Annotated in this window: 22 protein-coding genes; 8 read left to right on the top strand and 14 right to left on the bottom strand. The window is 27.8% G+C overall.

Annotation, left to right across the window (positions count from 1 at the left end; all coding sequences use genetic code 11):
* Window positions 1-95 precede the first annotated feature (95 nt).
* Together VP91_RS01585 and VP91_RS01580 are read left to right on the top strand one after the other, a co-directional pair.
* A complete protein-coding gene (locus tag VP91_RS01585; RefSeq protein WP_169035692.1) occupies window positions 96-2,153 on the top strand; it encodes a DNA gyrase subunit B in 2,058 nt (685 codons plus the stop codon).
* Between the two features lie 2 nt (window positions 2,154-2,155).
* Window positions 2,156-3,436, top strand: coding sequence for an ActS/PrrB/RegB family redox-sensitive histidine kinase (locus tag VP91_RS01580; RefSeq protein WP_169035691.1), 1,281 nt, complete (start codon window positions 2,156-2,158; stop codon window positions 3,434-3,436).
* On the opposite strand, the gene VP91_RS01575 is transcribed toward VP91_RS01580, so the two are convergent.
* From VP91_RS01575 to VP91_RS01565, 3 genes are read right to left on the bottom strand one after another with little or no spacing between them, the layout of a single operon-like run.
* Window positions 3,433-5,241, bottom strand: coding sequence for a cobaltochelatase CobT-related protein (locus tag VP91_RS01575; RefSeq protein ID WP_169035690.1), 1,809 nt, complete (start codon window positions 5,239-5,241; stop codon window positions 3,433-3,435). The two genes, VP91_RS01580 and VP91_RS01575, sit on opposite strands and share 4 nt — an antisense overlap.
* Window positions 5,242-6,216: a cobaltochelatase subunit CobS gene (gene cobS / locus VP91_RS01570; protein WP_169035689.1), complete on the bottom strand. Its 975-nt coding sequence runs from the start codon at window positions 6,214-6,216 to the stop codon at window positions 5,242-5,244.
* The gene (locus VP91_RS01565) at window positions 6,206-6,733 is read right to left on the bottom strand and encodes a J domain-containing protein (protein WP_169035688.1); all 528 of its coding nucleotides are present in this window, start codon (window positions 6,731-6,733) and stop codon (window positions 6,206-6,208) included. Before VP91_RS01565 ends, cobS begins: the two co-directional genes overlap by 11 nt.
* A gap of 25 nt (window positions 6,734-6,758) precedes the next feature.
* Here VP91_RS01565 and VP91_RS01560 point away from each other — a divergent pair, with 25 nt between their 5' ends.
* Entirely contained in the window at window positions 6,759-7,019 is a 261-nt protein-coding gene (locus VP91_RS01560; RefSeq protein ID WP_169035687.1) for a BolA/IbaG family iron-sulfur metabolism protein, read from the top strand.
* Here VP91_RS01560 and aroB read toward each other — a convergent pair.
* Both aroB and VP91_RS01550 read right to left on the bottom strand, forming a co-directional pair.
* Complete coding sequence (aroB, locus tag VP91_RS01555) at window positions 7,008-8,114, bottom strand: 3-dehydroquinate synthase (protein WP_169035686.1); 1,107 nt, start codon at window positions 8,112-8,114, stop codon at window positions 7,008-7,010. The genes VP91_RS01560 and aroB overlap by 12 nt on opposite strands.
* The gene (locus VP91_RS01550; protein ID WP_169035685.1) at window positions 8,101-8,613 is read right to left on the bottom strand and encodes a shikimate kinase; all 513 of its coding nucleotides are present in this window, start codon (window positions 8,611-8,613) and stop codon (window positions 8,101-8,103) included. The genes aroB and VP91_RS01550 overlap by 14 nt, the downstream gene beginning before the upstream one ends.
* Before the next feature lie 58 nt (window positions 8,614-8,671).
* Between VP91_RS01550 and VP91_RS01545 the strand changes: the two genes are divergently transcribed.
* The 5 genes from VP91_RS01545 to truA are packed head-to-tail and all read left to right on the top strand — an operon-like array spanning window position 8,672 to window position 12,797.
* Entirely contained in the window at window positions 8,672-8,848 is a 177-nt protein-coding gene (locus tag VP91_RS01545; RefSeq protein WP_169035684.1) for a hypothetical protein, read from the top strand.
* Window positions 8,823-10,583: a hypothetical protein gene (locus VP91_RS01540; protein WP_169035683.1), complete on the top strand. Its 1,761-nt coding sequence runs from the start codon at window positions 8,823-8,825 to the stop codon at window positions 10,581-10,583. The genes VP91_RS01545 and VP91_RS01540 overlap by 26 nt, the downstream gene beginning before the upstream one ends.
* 26 nt (window positions 10,584-10,609) lie before the next feature.
* On the top strand, window positions 10,610-11,128 hold the full coding sequence (def, locus tag VP91_RS01535; RefSeq protein WP_169035682.1) for a peptide deformylase: 519 nt from the start codon (window positions 10,610-10,612) through the stop codon (window positions 11,126-11,128).
* A 3-nt stretch (window positions 11,129-11,131) separates the two neighbouring features.
* Window positions 11,132-12,064 carry a methionyl-tRNA formyltransferase gene (fmt, locus tag VP91_RS01530; RefSeq protein ID WP_169035681.1) on the top strand — a complete coding sequence of 311 codons (933 nt, stop codon included), beginning with the start codon at window positions 11,132-11,134 and terminating at the stop codon, window positions 12,062-12,064.
* A complete protein-coding gene (gene truA / locus VP91_RS01525) occupies window positions 12,057-12,797 on the top strand; it encodes a tRNA pseudouridine(38-40) synthase TruA (RefSeq protein WP_169035680.1) in 741 nt (246 codons plus the stop codon). Before fmt ends, truA begins: the two co-directional genes overlap by 8 nt.
* On the opposite strand, the gene VP91_RS01520 is transcribed toward truA, so the two are convergent.
* From VP91_RS01520 to rnpA, 9 genes are read right to left on the bottom strand one after another with little or no spacing between them, the layout of a single operon-like run.
* On the bottom strand, window positions 12,787-13,266 hold the full coding sequence (locus VP91_RS01520; protein ID WP_169035679.1) for an SET domain-containing protein: 480 nt from the start codon (window positions 13,264-13,266) through the stop codon (window positions 12,787-12,789). The genes truA and VP91_RS01520 overlap by 11 nt on opposite strands.
* Window positions 13,267-13,297: 31 nt before the next feature.
* On the bottom strand, window positions 13,298-14,227 hold the full coding sequence (locus tag VP91_RS01515) for a histone deacetylase family protein (protein ID WP_169035678.1): 930 nt from the start codon (window positions 14,225-14,227) through the stop codon (window positions 13,298-13,300).
* Window positions 14,224-15,381: a succinyl-diaminopimelate desuccinylase gene (gene dapE, locus VP91_RS01510; protein ID WP_169035677.1), complete on the bottom strand. Its 1,158-nt coding sequence runs from the start codon at window positions 15,379-15,381 to the stop codon at window positions 14,224-14,226. Before dapE ends, VP91_RS01515 begins: the two co-directional genes overlap by 4 nt.
* Entirely contained in the window at window positions 15,382-16,209 is an 828-nt protein-coding gene (gene dapD / locus VP91_RS01505; protein WP_169035676.1) for a 2,3,4,5-tetrahydropyridine-2,6-dicarboxylate N-succinyltransferase, read from the bottom strand.
* A gap of 22 nt (window positions 16,210-16,231) precedes the next feature.
* Complete coding sequence (locus VP91_RS01500) at window positions 16,232-16,909, bottom strand: pyrimidine 5'-nucleotidase (protein ID WP_169035675.1); 678 nt, start codon at window positions 16,907-16,909, stop codon at window positions 16,232-16,234.
* Window positions 16,906-17,772, bottom strand: coding sequence for an acetylglutamate kinase (gene argB, locus VP91_RS01495; protein WP_169035674.1), 867 nt, complete (start codon window positions 17,770-17,772; stop codon window positions 16,906-16,908). Before argB ends, VP91_RS01500 begins: the two co-directional genes overlap by 4 nt.
* Window positions 17,773-19,449: a membrane protein insertase YidC gene (gene yidC, locus VP91_RS01490; protein ID WP_169035673.1), complete on the bottom strand. Its 1,677-nt coding sequence runs from the start codon at window positions 19,447-19,449 to the stop codon at window positions 17,773-17,775. It lies immediately after the preceding gene.
* Window positions 19,449-19,697: a membrane protein insertion efficiency factor YidD gene (gene yidD / locus VP91_RS01485; RefSeq protein WP_169035672.1), complete on the bottom strand. Its 249-nt coding sequence runs from the start codon at window positions 19,695-19,697 to the stop codon at window positions 19,449-19,451. Before yidD ends, yidC begins: the two co-directional genes overlap by 1 nt.
* Window positions 19,697-20,041 carry a ribonuclease P protein component gene (gene rnpA / locus VP91_RS01480; protein ID WP_169035671.1) on the bottom strand — a complete coding sequence of 115 codons (345 nt, stop codon included), beginning with the start codon at window positions 20,039-20,041 and terminating at the stop codon, window positions 19,697-19,699. The genes yidD and rnpA overlap by 1 nt, the downstream gene beginning before the upstream one ends.
* Between the last annotated feature and the right edge of the window lie 2 nt (window positions 20,042-20,043).

Here is a 20,043-nt window from a genome sequence, read left to right as displayed (position 1 = left end):
AGGTACTAATTTAACTTATCAAATAATATTTGATTAAAAAATTCCAATCAATTTATAATAAAAAATGTTATATATAATCTTTCCATAAAATAAAAATGACAAATAAAAATACATATCAAGCAGACTCCATCAAGGTTCTTAAGGGTTTAGAAGCAGTAAGAAAAAGACCTGGAATGTATATTGGTGACACCGATGATGGAACAGGTTTGCATCACATGGTTTATGAAGTTGTTGATAACTCTATAGATGAAGCATTAGCTGGTTACTGTAAAAGTATAGATGTCAAAATTAATTCTGATGGAACTATTACAGTTAGAGATGATGGAAGAGGTATACCTGTCGACATGCATAAGGGTGAAAAAATGTCAGCAGCAGAAGTTATTATGACACAACTGCATGCTGGAGGAAAATTTGATCATGATTCATACAAAGTATCAGGTGGGTTACATGGTGTTGGAGTGTCAGTTGTAAATGCATTATCAGAAAAGTTAAAATTAGAAATAGATAGAGATGGAAAAAGATATTTTATAGAATTTAAAGATGGAGTTTCTAAAGCGCCATTAAAGAATATAGGAAAATCAAAAGAAACTGGAACACAAATAACATTTCTACCATCAAAGGAAATATTTTCTTCAATAAAATTCACACCAAGTATAATAATAAAAAGAATGCGTGAACTGGCCTTTTTAAATAAGGGAGTAAAAATAACAGTTAATGATTTAAATCAAAAAAAAGAAAAAATAATTATATTTAAATTTGATGGTGGTGTCTTAGAATTTGTAGATTTTTTAGATGCAAAAAGAGAAAAACTTACCAATAAAGCAGGAAATGATTTATTTAAAAAGCCAATTTATATTGAAGGCAAAAAAAACAATATTGAAATTGAATGCTCTTTAAAATGGAACGCGAGCTATGGAGAGGATATATATCCTTATACAAATAATATTTATCAAAAGGATGGTGGAACTCACTTACTTGGATTTAGAAGTGCATTAACAAGGGTAATTAATAAATACGCCACTGAACATAATTTATTAAAAAAAAATAAGTTAACAATATCAGGTGATGACATTAAAGAAGGTCTAACATGTGTTATTTCAGCAAAAATACCTGATCCAAAATTTTCTTCTCAGACAAAAGATAAATTAGTTTCATCTGAGGTTAGAATGATTGTTGAAAGCATAATTAGTGAAAAATTATCAATATGGTTTGATCAAAATCCAACTACATCTAAAATTATTTTAGCAAAAGTAATGCAAGCAGCACTTGCAAGAGACGTAGCCAGAAAGGCTAGAGAAAATGTAAGAAGAAAAGGTGCTTTGGAATTAAGTGGCTTACCAGGTAAATTAGCTGATTGTCAGATAGGTAAACAAGAAGGTACAGAACTATTTATAGTTGAGGGAGATTCTGCAGGTGGCTCAGCAAAACAAGGAAGAAACAGAGCAAACCAAGCAGTTTTACCTTTAAGAGGAAAAATTCTTAATACATATGTTGAGGAAGTTGCTCTTAAAAAGAATGGTAATAGAGATGGAAGTGAACATAGAACAAAATCATTAGCTAAAATGATGTCTTCTAACGAAGTTGTTACTTTAATTAATGCTCTTGGCCTTGATCCAAAGGTTGAAAATATAGATACAAAAGATCTAAGATATGGGAAAATTATTATTATGACCGATGCTGATGTAGATGGTTCACATATTAGAGCTTTATTATTAACATTTTTTAACAATAAACCATTTAATAAATTAATTGAAAATGGACATGTATATCTCGCTCAACCACCACTATTTAAGATTAATAAAGGTACAAAAGGAATTTATATAAAAGATGAAAGCGAATTAGAAAATTATATTTTAAAAAATAATAAAGAATTACAAAAAATTAAAAAAGGAACAAAACAATTTAGTAAAGCTTATGATGAGGAAAAGTCAAAAATGAGCATTCAAAGGTTTAAGGGGTTAGGGGAAATGAATCCAGAAGAATTATGGAGCACGACTTTAGATCCTGAAACAAGAAACTTGCTACAAGTTCAATATTCAAAAGACCTAAAAAAAGACCAACATCTTATCCATACTTTGATGGGAAACGATGTTTCTTTAAGAAAAGATTTTATTGTTTCAAATGCAATTAATGTTCAAAATCTAGATATCTAATAATGGAGTTTTTCGAAACTTCAAAATACTTTTCATTAAAAAAATCTACTTATATAAACTTAAGATCAATAGCTATTATTGGCCAATTAATTACTATAAATCTGATTTATTTTATTTTCGGTTTAAAATTTAATTTAGTTTTAGGAAACTTAATAATTTTGGCTGGAATATTAAGCAATCTGTATTTACTTTATGGCGATAAAAACACACAACTGCTAGACAAAACAGCTTTTTTTTTCTTATTAATTGATATTTCACAATTAAGTTGTTTGCTTTATTTATCTGGTGGAATTTCTAATCCTTTTTCAATTTTTTTAATAATACCAACTATTTTTTCATCATCATATTTGGGCTTTAAAAGTAATTTGTTATTAGTTACTATCACCATTTTACTAATTGTTTTTCTTACTTTTTTTAATCAACCACTACCATTTCCAGTAAGTGAACATTTCCATGTTGATAATTATTATTATTATTCGATTCCTATCTCTTTAATTGTTGCCTTAATTTTTTTAAATTATTTTGCTTTAACTTTTGGCAAGGAGTCTAGAATTAGAAAAGAAGCTTTAAATAAAATGGAAGAAATTATGTCTAAAGAACATGAATTATTATCACTTGGTGGTCAAGCTGCAGCTGCCGCTCATTCTTTAGGTACACCTTTTTCAACGATGAAAATTATATCATCAGATTTATTGAAACAATTTAAAGATAAACCCCAAATTAGAAAAGATATTGATCTTTTAGTAAGTGAAATTGAAAGATGCAGTGAAATATTGAAAAAATTAACATTAAATCCTACTATTGAAGATGATTTTATTGATAGAGATCTGACAATAATTGACTATGTGAACGAAATTATAAAGTCTTTTAGAGAAACAAGTAAAAAAGAATTCATTTTAAATTTCAATCAGTATTCCAATTCTCTTAATATTACTAAATCTATTGAGATTGTTTATGGATTAAGAAACTTTATTGGTAATGCAAATAAATTTTCAAAAAATAAAGTTTTTATAGATATAAAAAGTGATGATAACATTACAGAAATTATAATTGAAGATGATGGTGAGGGATACCCGAATGATGTTCTAAGAAAAATTGGTGAGCCTTACGTTAAATCATTTAAATCTTCTATAAAATCCAAATCAGGACTTGGTCTTGGTATTTTTATAGGTAAAACTTTGCTCGAAAAAAATTATGCTAATATTTTATGTAGAAATTCAAAAATAAGAAGTGGTGCAGAAGTGAATATAAAATGGAAAAATAAAGATCTCTTAAAGATTTAGTGTAATTTTTTTTTATTTTGAAATAATCCACTTAGTTGAGAAATCATTACATCTCCAAGTTCATGCACATCTGTTATTTTAATAGCTTTATTGTAGTATCTTGAAACGTCATGACCAATACCAATCGCTAAAATTTCAACATCATTTTTAGCTTCTATAAATTTAACAATTTTTTTTAGATGTTTTTCTAAAAAATCTCCAGAATTAACAGATAAAGTTGAGTCATCAACTGGTGCACCATCTGAAATTACCATTAGAATTTTTCTTTCTTCTCTTCTTTTTTTAATTCTATTATAGGCCCAAGTAATAGCTTCTCCATCAATATTTTCTTTGAGAAGTCCTTCTTTAAGCATTAAACCAATATTGTTTTTAGCCTGTCTCCACTGAGTATCTGCTCCTTTATAAACTATATGTCTCAAGTCATTAAGCCTTCCTGGATTTTTTGGTTTATCAGTTTTATTCCAAGCTTCTCTGCTTTTTCCACCTTTCCAGTTTTTAGTAGTAAAACCTAATACCTCTACTTTCACTGAACATCTTTCTAAAGTTCTAGACAATATATCAGCACAAAGCGCTGCAATTGTTATGGGACGTCCACGCATTGAACCTGAATTATCAATTAATAAAGTCACAATTGTATCTTTAAAATCAAGATCTTTTTCCCTCATAAAGGATAATGAATTATATGGGTCCATTATAATTCTAGTTAATTTAGAACTATCAAGTAAACCTTCTTCTAAGTCAAATTCCCAAGCCCTATTTTGTTTTGCAAGTAATTGTCTTTGTAATTTATTTGCAAGTTTTGTGATTAAGTCTTGAAAACCAATAAGCTGTTGATCTAAATTTTTTCTTAATTTTCTAGTTTCTTTTACATCTTCTAAAATTTCTGCTTTGGCAATTTCATCAAATTCTGTTGTAAAAATTTTATATTCTTGATCTATATTTTTAGAATTAGCTTTTTGCATTACATTTTCTTCACTCTCTTTGAGAGATGTGGAATCTTCAAGCTTTTCGTCCATTTGTTGAGCACTAAGATCAAAGCCTGCATCTAAACTTGTTTGAGTTTCATCTTGGTTATTTTCATTTTCTTTGCCATCAGATTGATTATCATCATTATTCTCAGATTTATTGTCTTGCTGATCATCTTTCTCATCATCTTTTTCTTTGTCCTCATCATTATTTGAATTAAAAAAATCCATATTTTCAAGAATTTCTGAAAATTTTAAACCATAATTATTTTGATCTTCTAAATTTTTTTTTAAAAAATCTAAATGTTTATCAATAGAAGAAGTAAAATCTTTCTCCCAAAAACTTAACATTTTAGTAGATACAGCATTAAGCTCTAAGTTTAAGAATTTTTTTAGCATATAAAACTCAAAAGCTTCTGTCACAGAAACATCTTCTTTGTTTTTTAATTGATCTTTACGAACTGAGGCTATTTTTTGATTATAATTTTCATTCAAATTTTTTTTAACTCCTTTTAGCATTTTTCCACCTAAAATTTCATATCTAACTTTTTCTGCAATATTGTAGAGCGATTTACAAGAAGGGTTATTAGGTAAGTTTTTTGTAAATGTTTCTTTATTTGAAAATTTTTTTTTAAGAGCAGCTGAATCTGTTTCTGCTCTTAATCTAATAAAATCATTTTTATTAGATAAATTTGTCATGTCAAAAAAATCTATTTTTTTTGATTTTAGATCTTTATCAATCTTTTTGATATCTATCTTGTAATCATCTGAGATTACTTTAGCAGTAGAAACTAATGCTTGTTTAAATTGTTCTTTAATATTATCTTCTTTATTGCTCATTTAAATCTGAATATTTACCATCGACTCTGGTAACTCTTCACCAAAACATCTTTGATAATATTCAGCTATAATATTTTTTTCTATATCATCACACTTGTTTAAAAATGTAACTCTAAATGCATAGCCAGTGTCTTTAAAGATTTCAGCGTTATCAGCCCAATGAAGTACAGTTCGAGGGCTCATAACTGTTGAAATATCTCCAGCTATGAAGCCTTTTCTAGTTAAAGAGGCTACCTTAATCATATTGGAAACCTTTTCTTTACCTTTGGGATTATTCAAATTTTTATTTTTTCCTAAAATAATCTCCATTTCTCTATCAAGGCTTAAGTAGTTTAAAGACGTAACAATATTCCATCTATCCATTTGCCCCTGATTTATTTGTTGTGTGCCATGATATAATCCCGTTGTATCACCTAGTCCAACTGTATTAGAAGTTGCAAATAATCTAAAAAACTTATTTTGCTTTATTACTTTATTTTTATCTAACAGAGTAAAATTACCTTCAGCTTCCAACACCCTTTGAATAACAAACATTACATCTGGTCTTCCAGCATCATATTCATCAAATACAAGAGCAACTGGATTTTGAATAGACCATGGCAAAATACCTTCTTTAAACTCTGTAACTTGCTTTCCATCTTTTACAACAATTGCATCTTTACCAATAAGATCAATCCTACTTACATGGCTATCAAGGTTTACTCTAATACACGGCCAGTTTAACCTTGCAGCTATTTGTTCAATGTGTGTTGATTTGCCAGTTCCATGATACCCCTGAACTAAAACTCTCTTGTTAAAAGCAAACCCGGATATAATTGCAAGTGTAGTGTCTCTATCAAATTTATAATTTTTATCAATTTGAGGTACATATTCACTTTTTTTTGAGAAGGCATTAACCTCCATGTCTGAGTCTATTCCAAAACTTTGTTTTAAAGATATTTTGATATCTGGCTGTATATTTAAATTAGGCGTCAATTTTTTTCCTATAAGTATTTTTTAGCTGTGTGTAAGCTAAAGTTATTAGTTTAAGTTTTTCTTCGTAGTCTTTATTACCTAAATTAATATCAGGGTGAAATTTTTTGACAAGAGTTTTGAATTTATCTTGTATTTTCTCCCATTTTATACCGACTGAAACACCCAAAATACTAAAAGCCTTAATATCATTAGCGTCAAATTTAAATTGATTCATGTGATTATACTGGCCTCTAAGTTTGGTTTTATCGAACTCATCTTTTAAAGTGTTATTCCAAAGAATTTTGAAAAAATTATCTGAAGAGCCAAAACTTTGAGTGGGTTTGTGCCATGTCATATCTGACTTTAAAAAATTAAATACTTGTTCATCATCCATTCCTTTAAAATAGTTCCAATTTTTATTAAACTCCTTAACGTGAGCTAAACAAAGTAGTCGATAGCTTTTGCTATTATCTTTTTCAATAGGAGCTTTATATTCACCAATTTCAAAGCAATTATTCCAGTCACAAATATTTTTCATGTTGTATAGTAATTAAATAACACTTATGAATATAAATGAATTAATTGCAATTGTTAAAAATAAGCTTCAAGCTGAAATAGTAATTCAGAATATAAAAATTGAAGATAAAAGTTTCTTACATAAAAAACATAAAAGCCATCAAGAAGGAAAGTTTCATCTAAAGCTGACAATAAACTCAGAAGAACTGGCTAAAACAAGTAAGATAGTTTCAACTAAACGAATTTATAACGTTTTAGATTTTGAATTAAAAGAATACATTCATTCAATTCAAATATTACTTAATTAATTCTTTTTTAAGAAAGAGATAAATTTTTTTTTCATTAAATTCCAATTTGTATACTGGAGATCCAATCTTTTTAAGTAGCACCAAATTAATTTTGTTTGTATTGTTTTTTTTATCTTTTTTCATAAAAGACAAAATTTTATTTAAATCTCTTATAGTAAAAAATTTATTGATATTTTTTGGAAGCTTCAATTTATTTAAATGACTTTCAATCAAATGATATTCTTTGATATTTAAAATATTAATTGACAAACTAAATTTTGCAGCTGTTTTAATGCCTAGTATAACCGCCTCACCATGATTAAGTTTTTTTGAAAATCCTAAAGCTGCTTCATAAGCATGAGCAAACGTATGTCCAAAATTTAAGATTTTTCTTAAACTTATTTCTTTTTCATCAGCTTCAACTACTTTTTTTTTAATTGAACAACTTTTAAAAATTGCATTTTCTATTAATGGACTTTTAAGATTCAAAATTTGAGACCCATTTTTATTTAAAAATGAAAAAAACTTTTTGTCTAAAATTATTGCATGTTTAAAAATTTCACCATAACCACATATAACCTCTCTTTTTGGAAGAGATTTCAAAAATACAATGTCAGAAATAACTAAACTAGGTTGATAAAAAGAACCAATTAAATTTTTTCCATATTTGCTATTTATTCCTGTTTTTCCTCCAATTGATGAGTCCACTTGGGATAGTAAAGTGGTAGGTATATTAATAAATTTTAACCCTCTCTTAAAAATACTGGCTGCAAATCCAGACACATCCCCAGTTATGCCACCACCAATAGAAATCACGCAATCATTTCTATTAAAATTTTTACTCAGTAGGGTATCTAAAATACTATTAACAATCTTTTGATTTTTATTTTTTTCACTAGAATGGAAATAATAAAGAGATATTTTTTTTTTATGTAAAGTATTCAGGACTTTACTTACAAGTATTTTTGGCACATTTTTATCAACAATAACAAGGCATTGATTAAAATTAATTAAGTTTTCTTTTAAAAATTTATTAAGTTTATCTAAAATATCATTCCCTATGTAAATTGGATATTTTTGATTTCCAGTTTTTATTTGAAGTTTAATTACACTCATAAATTTTTATAATTTTTCTTACTATCTCAGTTTTTGTAAGTTTATTACAGTTTATTTTAAACTCGGCTTCTGAGTATATTTTTGATCTATCTTTAATTAGTGCTCTGATTTCTTGATCAGACAATTTAAATGCAAGTGGCCTTTTTTTACTATTTTTAATTCTTTTAATTAAAGTTGACTCATCCCAATTTAGCCAAAATGAAAAATGATTAGAAATAACCTCTTTTCTAATTTTAGCATTGATAAAACCACCACCACCTAGAGAAACAACATTTTTAATCTTTTTTAAATTTTTGAGAGTTATTTTTTCCTCTAAATTTCTAAAGTAGTCTTCACCTTTTTTTTCAAATATTTCAGAAATGCTCATTCCTGCATTTTCTACAATTAAGTTATCTATATCAATAAAAGGAATATTTAATTTCTTAGAAATTAGATTGCCAATAGAAGATTTTCCAGACCCCATCATGCCTAAAAAAACGAGGTTTTTATTTAAATGCATAAACTTTCTTTATTGAAAAAACACAAATATGTCTTAATTTGAAATTATTAAATAATATATGCAATTATCAAAAAATACAAGCTCAGGAACAGGTAAAAGACTTTTAATAAAGGTGACATTAGTTTTATCTATTATTATTGTTGCAGTGATATTTTTAGGTAAAATTGAATTTCCATCCCCTAATAAAGAAATTGAAAAAACTATTCCAAATGCCAAACTTAAAATTGTTAAATAAAAAATATTTAACAGCCATTTTATTTTATTTGTTTTTTGGGCTTGCTGTTAACTCACAAGAACCTGTAGATATATGGAGCATAGAAGAAAAAAAAACATCAGAGAATTTTGATATCAATCAAAAAAATAAAGAAGAAAATACTAAACAAAATAGTATTTATAAAATGCAATCTCAAAAAAATGATGAGCCAAATATTGAAGAGGATCAAGAATTAATATCAAAAGAAATTAAAATTGTAGGCTTATATGATCCCGCAGAAAATGGATTAGACATCAATATGTGGTCAAAATCTAACGGTGATCAAATTTTAAAAATACTCAAACGAATTAATAAAATGAGTCTTTCAAAGGACGCGTCAGAAATTTTAAATATTTTACTTTTAACCAACGCTCATTATCCTACAATTAATATTTCTAAAGATCAATTTTTAGAATTAAAATCAAATTGGCTTACTAAAAATTCTAACTTTCAGTTAATTGAAAGCTATTTGATCAAAAACCAAATAGCTAATGAGCAACCAAAACTGGCCAAGCTGCTGGTAGATGATTATCTTTCTAGATCTGAAATAAATAAGGCATGCAAAGTTTTTTCTAATATTAAAAACTCAATTCAAGATGATTACTTATCAAAATTTAATATTTATTGTTTGATTAACGATAATAAAAAAGAAGAAGCCCAATTAATGTTAGATTTAAAAAAAGAGCAAGGTTTCAAAAATAAATTTTATGAAAATAAAATAAATTTTCTGATGGGATTTACTAATACACCAGATTTAGAAATATCTGATGATACAATTTTAGATTTTCATTTATCACACAGAACAAATCCTGAATTTAAATTTGAGCCTAATAATTCCACTTCAAAAAAAATTTGGAAATATTTATCAACATCAAATTTGTTAGGTAGCATCAAAGATATTGAACTTACAGACTTAGATAAAATTAATAGAATTGAAAAAGCTACTCATGAAAAGCATTATAGTGAAAAAGAACTATTTGAACTATATAAAAGGTTTCAGTTTAATATCAATCAATTACTAAATATTAAAGAGTCTACAAAAGTATTATCATCTATTGAGTCACGAGCTTTAATTTACCAAGGAATATTAATTACTAATGAAATTGAAAATAAATTATTATTAATAAATGCTTTAAAGAACTCATTTAAAAATGAAGGCCTTGAAAAAGCGTTTGATGTAGAATTAAAAAAATTTTTAAAAAAAATTGATAAAGATGAAATTCCCTCAGAATATACATCATTTTATAACTATTATATTGATGAGGATGAAACTAAATTAACTAACATTAAAATAAACAATAAGATCCTACATCAATCAAAAATGATCAATTATTTCAAAGAAGATGGATCTTCAAAAGATATAACTAAAGATTTAAATAATTTACTAAAAAAAATAAAGAAAAATAAAAAATACTTCTTTTCAAAAAAAGATATTATTTTAGTTGAAGCATTTAAATCAGATGGAATTAAGGTTTCAGAAAAATTTAAAAATTTATATGAAATAAGTGATGCAGAAATGCCATCTGATATACAAATATTAATTGATAATGGTGACATGGGTAATGCTATGCTCCGTATTGTCGAGGTAATTGGGCAAGATGATTTAAAGAATATTGACGTAGACACTTTATATTTTATAATTAGCACGCTTAATCAACTAAATACTGACCAACTTAGAAATAGAATTCTTCTTAAAGTTCTTCCTTTAAAAGTTTAGAATTTATAATAAAATAATCAATAATTATGACAGTTAGAAAAATTTTAACAGAACCAAACAAATTATTACGTCAAGTATCACAGAGTGTTGATAAAGTAGGTGATGAAGAGCGAGCAATAATGGATGATATGCTGGATACTATGTACGATGCTTCTGGAATTGGCCTTGCAGCAATCCAAGTTGGTGTGCCAAAAAGAATTATAGTTATGGATATTAGTAGAGATGAATATAAAAAAAATCCAATGTATTTTGTCAATCCTGTAATTAAAAATAAAAATGAAGAAAAAGCAAAATATGAAGAAGGGTGTTTATCTGTGCCAGATCAATTTGCAGAGATAGAAAGACCCAATTCATGTGAGGTTGAATATTTAAATTATGATGGAAAAATAAAATTATTAAAAGCAGATGGATTATTAGCAACATGCATACAACATGAAATGGATCACTTAGAAGGAATTTTATTTATTGATTATTTATCAAAATTAAAAAAATCAATGATTATAAAAAAACTTTCTAAAATTAAGATTAAAAGAGAAATTCTTTAAAAGATGTTAAAAAAAATTATCTTTATGGGCACACCATTTTTTGCAGTGCCAATTTTAAAATCATTATATCAAAATGGGTATCCAGTATCAGTTGTGTATACACAGCCTCCACAAAAATCACAAAGAGGGCAAAAGATTAATAAATCACCCATTCAGGGAATTTCTGAAACGCTAAAGATAGAACACAGAACACCATCTTCATTAAAAAATAATAAAGTAGAGTATGAATATTTAAGAGAGTTGAATGCAGATATAGCAATTGTGGTAGCTTATGGACAAATTATTCCTAAAGAATATCTAAGTTTAGTTAAAAAAGGTTTTATTAACATACACGCCTCGCTACTACCAAAATGGAGAGGAGCAGCGCCTATACAAAGGTCAATTATGAATTTAGAAAAAAAAACAGGTGTTAGTATTATGAAAATACGAGAAAAGTTAGATACAGGACCAGTTTGTAATTCTTATAAAATAAATATTGAAGCTGATGATAATTCAGAAACAATGACAGAAAAACTTTCCACATTAGCAGCAGAAAAGATATTAGATAATATTGATGAGATTTTAGAAGATAAAATAGAATTTAAAGAGCAAAATCATAATGAAGCAACTTATGCGACTAAAATTGAAAAAAAAGAAGGTCAAATAGATTGGACCAAAAATGCAGAGAGTATTATTGGTAAAATAAATGGGTTATATCCAAATCCTGGTGCTTTTTTTATTTATAATGGTGAAAGATATAAAATTTTAAGGGCAAGCTTAACTGAAAGTAGCGGTAAAATTGGAGAGGTATTAGACAACTATTTAGAAGTTAGCTGTGGTAATGAAAAATCAATTAGGATTCTTGAAATCCAAAGACAAGGTAAAAGAACACAAAATATAAGTGAATTTATGCTTGGATCACAGATTAAAAAAGGTTCAAATTTGAATAATGCATAGATATCAAATTCTAATTGAGTATGTTGGAACAAATTTTGTAGGATGGCAAATTCAATCTAAAGGAAAATCTGTTCAAAAATTAATTCAAAAAAAATTATCTAAACTTTTAAAAGAAAAAATAATATTAGTTGGATCGGGTAGAACAGATGCGGGTGTTCATGCTGTGGAACAATCAGCTCATTTTGAATGTAAAAATAAAATTCAAAATCTAGATAAATTTTTAAAATCAATAAATCACTTTCTAAACAATATGAATGTTTCAATATCAAAGATAAAAAAAAGAAATTTAAATTTTCATGCTAGGTTTTCTGCAAAACAAAGAATTTATAAGTATGTAATTTTTAATAGGTTGAGCAGGCCTTCTTTAGAAAAAGGAAGAGGATGGCACATAATTAAAAAACTAGATATCTTATTAATGAAAAAAGGGGCAAAAAAATTTTTAGGTACTAAAGACTTTTCAACATTTAGATCTTCAAGTTGTAATGCCAAAAGTCCAATTCGAACTATGAAATCAGTAAAAATAAGATCAATTAGAGGAAGAATTGAAATACAATTTAAATCCCAGTCATTTTTGCAGCAACAAGTGAGATCAATGGTTGGTTGTTTAAAATATTTAGCTGAAAAAAAATGGAATATAAAAAAGTTTGATTTTGTTTTTAAATCAAAGAAAAGAACACTTTGTGCACCACCTGCGCCTGCAGAAGGATTATTTTTAGAAAAAGTTATTTATTAGGTTGCTGTCGGCTGATACTAAATTTTTTATTAATACGCCATCTTGACTCAGCACGTACAATATAGCCACAACAGTTTTTAGAACGACACTTACACGGAAATTGTTTATAATCTTCATCAAAACCAAAACCATAATCACAAGTAAGCTCTTCACCTTTTTTAATATCTTGTTTTGCAATTACCCATAATTTTAGTCCTATGCCGTTATAATCACAGTTATTAGAACAAGAATGATTAATCAAACGAGCAGTATTCCATGATACATCACCATCAAGATCATATTTTTTATTTAAGTTAAATAAATAAATTGGTTTTGCATTATCAAATTTTTTAGAATCTTCAGTCTGTTTTTTAGTAATAATTTTTCCAATATAGTCAATAATTCTTTCTCCATCTTTAATATCTCTAGTCGCGTAAAGACCACGACCTTTTTTATCAATATTCGATTTATTAATTCTGTAAGGTTTCATAATAGTTTATTTAATACCTATTAAAAAATTATCAATTAAATTCTAGCAAAGCTTTGACATGCATCGTTGTACTCTCTTTAAGTGCATTGAGGTCGTAACCACCTTCCAAAATTGAAACAACTTTACCGTTACAATATAATTTAGATATTTCTAAAGTTCTTTTTGTGATTTTATAAAAATCTTTGCTTTCAAGTTGAAATTGAGCCAGGGGATCATTTTTATGAGCATCAAAACCCGCTGATAGTAATATAAATTCAGGTTTAAACTCCTCTATTTTTTTAAGTACAAATGTATAAGCATTTAAATACTCTTCAGAGGTTGTGCCAGCTGGTAATGGGATATTAAATATATTGTTATATTTACCTTTTTCTTGTTCTGTGCCAGAGCCTGGGTAAAAAGGGAATTGATGAGTTGAAATGTATAAAACTTTTTCATTGTCATTAAAAATATCTTGTGTCCCATTTCCGTGGTGAACATCAAAATCAATAATAGCAATTTTACTAAGTTTATATTTATTTATTAAATAATTAGCTCCAACGGCAACATTATTATAAATACAAAAACCCATAGCCTTATTTTTTTCAGCATGATGCCCTGGAGGTCTAACTGCACAAAAGGCATTTTTGAATTCATTATTTTGAACACCATCAATAGCAGTAATGATTGATCCTACAGCATCTGATGTAGCTTCCTTACTTCCTGGAGAAACAACTGTATCACCGTCTAAAAAAGACAATCCCTTCTTTGGAAAAGATTTTTCAACAAAATTTATATAATCAGAATTGTGAGTTAACTCCAAAACTGATCGATCAAATTTTGAGGGCTTTTTCCAAACTAAATCTTTACTACCTAACTTTTTAAAATTATCGATAACTACTTTAACTCTATCAATTTTTTCTGGATGACCATCACCTGTATTATGATTTTGATAAGTATCAGAGGTTATTAAACCAGTTTTCATTTAAAATAATTTTCTAAAATACTATAATATATTTTAGTTATTTTTTTTAGATCGGAAACAGATACTGCTTCATCAATCTTGTGCATTGTTTTACCTACTAGACCAAATTCTAAACACGGAGCAATCTTTCTAATAAATCTTGCATCCGAAGTACCACCTGTTGTGGATAATTTTGGTTTAATTTTTGTAATTTTTTTTATTACATTTTGAATCATATAAGTTGTGTTATTAGGCTTAGTTAAAAAAGCTTCGCCTGATACACGAAATTCTACTTTAAAATTAGATTTATCTTTTTTGGTTATTTTTTTAAAAACTTTATTTAATCTACTCTTTAAGTTTGAAGACTTGTGTTTATTGTTAAATCTTATATTAAATTTAGCTTTTGCAAGTCCTGGAATAATATTATCAGCTATATTATCAATATTAATTTTAGTTACTTCTAAATTTGTTGGTTGAAAATCTTTTGTTCCTTTATCAAATTTTATTTGTTTTATTTCATTTAGTATTTTTATTAATGTAGTAGATGGATTTTTGGCACGATGAGGATATGCGACATGTCCTTGAGTTCCAATTATAGTTAGTTCGGCATTCATGCTTCCTCTTCTACCAATTTTAATCATTTCACCAAGTTTACTGGGATTTGTTGGCTCACCAACTAAACAAAAATCTATTTTTTCTTTTTTCTTTTTTAAGTAATCAACTACTTTTTTAGTACCATTGATTGCGACACCTTCTTCATCACCAGTAATTAACAAGCTAATAGAACCTTTAACTTTTTTGTTTTTTGACACAAAATTATTTACGGCAACCACCCAGCTTGCTATTGCACTTTTCATATCATTGGCACCTCTGCCAATTAGGTGATTTTTTTTAATAGCAGGACTAAAAGGCTTAATGGTCCAATCTTTTATGTTTCCTGGAGATACCACATCTAAGTGGCCAGCAAACATAAAGTTTGGTTGAGCATTACCTAATCTTGCATATAGGTTTTTAACTGGTTTAGAATTTTTATCTTTAAACTCTAAAATCTTACATTTAAATCCAATAGCAGTTAATTTTTTAGCTAAGAACTTCATTACTCCAGCATCAATTGGTGTGATGCTTGGAAATCTTATTAGCTCTTTAGCTAATGTGATTTCATTGTAAATTGGCATTTAGGCTCTCAATAGATCGTTAATAGAAGTTTTAGATCTAGTTTTTTCATCAACTTGTTTAATAATTACTGCACAATATAAAGCTGGACCTTTGCCATCTTTACTTGGAAGGCTACCCGGAACTATTACTGAGTATGGTGGAATTTTTCCATGAAGTACTTCACCAGTTTCTCTGTAAACAATTTTTGTAGATTGACCAATAAACACACCCATAGATAATACAGATCCTTCTCCAACAATTACTCCCTCAACTATTTCTGAACGAGCTCCAATAAAACAGTTATCTTCAATGATTGTAGGGTTAGCTTGCATTGGCTCCAATACACCTCCAATTCCAGCACCTCCTGATATGTGACAGTTCTTTCCAATTTGTGCGCATGATCCAACTGAAGCCCAAGTGTCCACCATAGTTCCTTCATCCACATAAGCGCCAATATTTACAAAGCAAGGCATTAGTACCACATTCTTTCCAATGAAAGACCCTTTTCTAACTGGAGAATTTGGAACCATTCTAAAGCCAGCTTTTATATGATCTTCCTTAGTCCAGCCTGAAGTTTTACCTTTAAGTAAATGAGATTTATCATACCAACTACTATAAGGGCCACCCAATGAGTCCATCTCATGAGTTCTAAAGCTTAACACTATTGCTTTTTTAACCCATTGATTAACTATCCAATCGTTTTTATTTTTTTCAGCGACTCTTAGTTCACCTTTATCAACAAGTTCAATCGTTTGGTTAATTGCATCCAATATAGATTTATCAGATTGTCCATTGATTGAGTCTTTATTATCCCAAGCTTTGTTGATAATATTTTCAAATTCTTTCATAGTTTAACTTATTTATTGTAGGTTAATTTTGTTGAGCTTTTAATATATTAATTTCTTGAAGAAAAGAAGGCAAGCTCTTAATTTTATAATCAATATAAGGTTTATCAGCATCTTTTTTTGCAAATGTTTCATTATTCTCAAGCCAACAAGTTTTCATTCCCAGGTTTTTAGCTTGCTCTAAATTATGAGCAATATCCTCAATTAATATTGATTTTGCTGGTTCTAAATCAAATTTTTCGATGATTTTTTTATAAGGATCAATTTTTGGTTTAGGTATAAAATTAGAGTCAACAATGTCAAATGCTCCATCAAATAAATCATCTATACCAAGTTGTTTAGTCACATTTTTAACATGAGCATGAGAGCCGTTCGTGAAAATATATTTTTTTTCTTTAATTTTAATCAGCTCTTCTCTCAATATTTTATCTTTTGGAAGCCAGCTAATATCTATATCATGAACAAATTCAAGAAACTCATGTGGATCAATTTTATCATGATTCATCAACCCTGATAATGTTGTTCCATACTCATAGAAGTATTTTTTTTGAATTTCTTTTGCTTTAACTAAATCTATATTAAATTTCTTTGAAATAAAAGAAGACATTTTTTTATCAACTTCTGAAAAAACTTTTGTTTGACCACTGTAAAGAGTGTTATCAAGATCAAAAATCCAGTATTTTATAGCAATTAAATTTTTCATTCTCTAATCAAAGTCCCAGAACCTTTATCAGATAATAGTTCAAATAGAAGTGAGTGATTTTTTCTACCATCAATTATAACCACTCCTCTAACTCCATTACTTGCAACATCTAAACAATTTTTGATTTTAGGTATCATTCCACCAGATATAATATCTTGATTGATTAGTTCATTAGCTTTTTTTGAGTTAATTTCGGGTATTAGTTTTTTTTTATTATCTAGTACACCCTCTACATCGCTGATAATCATTAATCTTCTAGCTTTTAATTCTTTAGCCACTGAACCAGCAACTGTATCTGCATTGATATTGAAAGTTTGATCGTTTTCACCTAACCCTAGTGGTGCAATAACAGGTACTTTATTATGTTTAATAATTTTTTTTAAAACATCAGTTTTAATGTAAGTGGGGGTACCTACAAAACCTAACTTATCACTTTCAGGTTTTACAGTTATTATATTATATTCTTTTGAGGTAATTCTTCTTGTTTCACAAGACTGATCCTTTAAGGCATCGACAATTTCCTTATTAAATTCAATCAATACATCTTCAACTACGTTAATAATATTTTTATCTGTAACTCTTAGTCCATTAATAAAATCACTTTTAATATTAAGCTCATCTAGTTTGTTATTTATCCTTTTTCCACCACCGTGGATAACTATGGGATTAAATCCAAGTTTGTTTAAAACAGCAACATCTTCAATAAAAATTTTAAATAATTCTGGATCAACTAAAACACTGCCACCACACTTAATGACAATAAATTCATTATTGTATTTTTTTAGATATTTTTTTACTTCTTCAACTGTTGGACCGTCTTTAGGTAAAATATTTATTAATTCATCTTCTTTAAGCAATGACATTTAAGTTGTTTTAACAGTCATTTTTCTTTGAACTATATATTGCTGAATCATTGTGAAGATATTGTTGAAGCTCCAGTAGATAACAAGACCAGCAGGAAACGGTGCAAGAATTACAGTCAGGAATACTGGAAAGAACATGAAAATTTTAGCTTGTATGGGATCTGGTGGAGTAGGGTTAAGTTTTTGCTGTATAAACATTGTAATACCCATAATGATTGGCCATGCACCTATTAATAAGAAAGAAGGTGGATCCCAAGGAATTAAACCAAAAACATTAAATATAGATGTTGGATCTCTATCACTTAAGTCGTGTATCCATCCATAAAATGGCATATGTCTCATTTCAATAGTTACAAATAATACTTTATATAATGCGAAGAAAACTGGAATTTGAACCAGGATAGGCAAACAACCAGACATAGGGTTTACTTTTTCTTTTTTATAAAGAGCCATCATTGCTTGTTGTAATTTCATTTTATCATCTTTATGAATCTCTTTTAGTCTAGCCATTTCAGGTGCTAGAAGCTTCATCTTTCCCATGCTCTTAAAACTAAAGTTGGCCAGAGGAAAGAAAGCTAATCTAATACAAACTGTAACAGCAATAATTGCTAAACCATAATTACCAAGTAATTTAAAGAAGTAGTCCAATAAAAAAAATAAAGGTTTTGTGATGAAATACATAAAGCCCCAATCAATTGCTAAATCAAATTTATTTATATTCAAATTTTCAGCATAACCATCAATGACATTAACTCTTTTCGCAGCAGCTATAATTTGAATTTTTTCCTCTATAGAGCTGTTTGGTCCAACCTCTGTACCTTGAGTGGATATGTAATTGGCTCTAAACTTATTTCTATAGTCAAAAGTTGTTTTAAATTCTTTACCCTTTGGGGGTATAACTGATGTAACCCAAAACTTATCTGAAATAGCAACAAATCCTTCTTGTGCAGTTTGGGTGAACTTTTTTTCTTGAATATCATCGTAATCTTCCTCGATTAATTCATCATCAAGAACAGATAGAAATCCTTCATGTAAAATATAAAAACCAGATATTTCTGGTAATTTATTCCTAATAATTTGTCCGTATGAATAAAAGCTGTAAGATTTATCTGATCTATTAATTATCTTTTCTCTTACAGTAAATAAGAATTGATCATCTAAACTTATATTTTTTTCAAATGTGATACCTTGAGAATTACTCCATGTTAATTTTATGGGACTATTATTAGTTAACTTTTTATTACCAGAAACTTCCCAGACTGTAGAAGCATCAGGCGCATCTATATTTTTATTAGATGTTACAAAACCACTTTCAATTAAGTAACCATCGTCTACATTTCTTGGACTTAATAAAGTTATTTTATCACTTCCATTAAGTTTAATGCTATATTCTTTGAAAGTTAGATCATCTATCGCTGCACCTTTTAAAGAAATAGACCCAATAATACTATCATTTTCAAAATTAATTCTATCATTTTCTTTTAATGCATCTGCTCTTGAAAGTTTCGTGGAATTTATAGCTTTATCTAAACTTGGTGTATCTGAATTATTTTCAATTTTTTTTTGGTCTACTAAATTTTGTTTTATAGTTGTTGGATCTGGTTGAAAAAAAAGAGAGTATAAAATAATTACTGCTGCCGATAGTGATACTGCTGCTATTACATTTCTAGTGTCCATTACTTTTTAACCGATACTTTTTTTACTGGATCAAATCCTTCACCACCACCCAAAATTTTAATAGGGTGACATGAAAAAATCCTCTTAGTGCTTTTTAAGATTCCTTTTATAAGTCCATATGTTCTTAAACATTCAATTGCATATTCTGAACAAGTTGGAAGATATCTACATGAGGGAGTCAAGTAAGGGCTTATAATCATTCTATAGAGTTTAATCAGGTTAATTAAAATGTTTGATATAATTTTCATTACTTAATTTTTTCTATATCTTGAAATAAAGTATCCTTTATTATCGCATATTGATTGTTTAGCATAGTTATTTTCGCGATCACAAGGTAAGAATAGTTAAAATTTATTGGTATTTTTTTTACAGCTTCGTTCATGATATTTCTCAATCTTCTTTTAACTTTATTTCTTTTTACAGCACTACGAATCAGTTTTTTTTTGGTTATAAAACTAATATTTAACTTTTTATTATTTTTGTTCTTAAGAGTGCCAAAAAAAAGAGTAATATAATTGTTCGAGATTTTCTTTTTTTTAAGTAAGTTTTTGAAATCCTCGTTTTTAGAAAGAGCAACAATTTTGCTTCTCATTT

Source organism: Candidatus Pelagibacter communis, assembly GCF_012932795.1.
In the GTDB taxonomy this organism is placed as follows: domain Bacteria; phylum Pseudomonadota; class Alphaproteobacteria; order Pelagibacterales; family Pelagibacteraceae; genus Pelagibacter; species Pelagibacter ubique_S.
The sequence above is the reverse complement of the archived record's forward strand: the minus strand, read 5'-3'. Positions and strand labels throughout refer to the sequence as shown.

Coding starts and splice junctions, on each gene's coding strand:
- dapD (WP_169035676.1), bottom strand. CDS start 16,209: ATGAAAGAATTTGAAAATATTATCAACAAAGCTTGGGATAATAAAGAC.
- VP91_RS01540 (WP_169035683.1), top strand. CDS start 8,823: ATGCCAAACTTAAAATTGTTAAATAAAAAATATTTAACAGCCATTTTA.
- yidD (WP_169035672.1), bottom strand. CDS start 19,697: ATGAAAATTATATCAAACATTTTAATTAACCTGATTAAACTCTATAGA.
- VP91_RS01565 (WP_169035688.1), bottom strand. CDS start 6,733: ATGAAAAATATTTGTGACTGGAATAATTGCTTTGAAATTGGTGAATAT.
- VP91_RS01580 (WP_169035691.1), top strand. CDS start 2,156: ATGGAGTTTTTCGAAACTTCAAAATACTTTTCATTAAAAAAATCTACT.
- def (WP_169035682.1), top strand. CDS start 10,610: ATGACAGTTAGAAAAATTTTAACAGAACCAAACAAATTATTACGTCAA.
- fmt (WP_169035681.1), top strand. CDS start 11,132: ATGTTAAAAAAAATTATCTTTATGGGCACACCATTTTTTGCAGTGCCA.
- VP91_RS01585 (WP_169035692.1), top strand. CDS start 96: ATGACAAATAAAAATACATATCAAGCAGACTCCATCAAGGTTCTTAAG.
- VP91_RS01575 (WP_169035690.1), bottom strand. CDS start 5,241: ATGAGCAATAAAGAAGATAATATTAAAGAACAATTTAAACAAGCATTA.
- aroB (WP_169035686.1), bottom strand. CDS start 8,114: ATGAGTGTAATTAAACTTCAAATAAAAACTGGAAATCAAAAATATCCA.
- VP91_RS01545 (WP_169035684.1), top strand. CDS start 8,672: ATGCAATTATCAAAAAATACAAGCTCAGGAACAGGTAAAAGACTTTTA.
- rnpA (WP_169035671.1), bottom strand. CDS start 20,041: ATGAGAAGCAAAATTGTTGCTCTTTCTAAAAACGAGGATTTCAAAAAC.
- truA (WP_169035680.1), top strand. CDS start 12,057: ATGCATAGATATCAAATTCTAATTGAGTATGTTGGAACAAATTTTGTA.
- VP91_RS01550 (WP_169035685.1), bottom strand. CDS start 8,613: ATGCATTTAAATAAAAACCTCGTTTTTTTAGGCATGATGGGGTCTGGA.
- yidC (WP_169035673.1), bottom strand. CDS start 19,449: ATGGACACTAGAAATGTAATAGCAGCAGTATCACTATCGGCAGCAGTA.
- VP91_RS01500 (WP_169035675.1), bottom strand. CDS start 16,909: ATGAAAAATTTAATTGCTATAAAATACTGGATTTTTGATCTTGATAAC.
- VP91_RS01560 (WP_169035687.1), top strand. CDS start 6,759: ATGAATATAAATGAATTAATTGCAATTGTTAAAAATAAGCTTCAAGCT.
- argB (WP_169035674.1), bottom strand. CDS start 17,772: ATGTCATTGCTTAAAGAAGATGAATTAATAAATATTTTACCTAAAGAC.
- dapE (WP_169035677.1), bottom strand. CDS start 15,381: ATGCCAATTTACAATGAAATCACATTAGCTAAAGAGCTAATAAGATTT.
- VP91_RS01520 (WP_169035679.1), bottom strand. CDS start 13,266: ATGAAACCTTACAGAATTAATAAATCGAATATTGATAAAAAAGGTCGT.
- VP91_RS01515 (WP_169035678.1), bottom strand. CDS start 14,227: ATGAAAACTGGTTTAATAACCTCTGATACTTATCAAAATCATAATACA.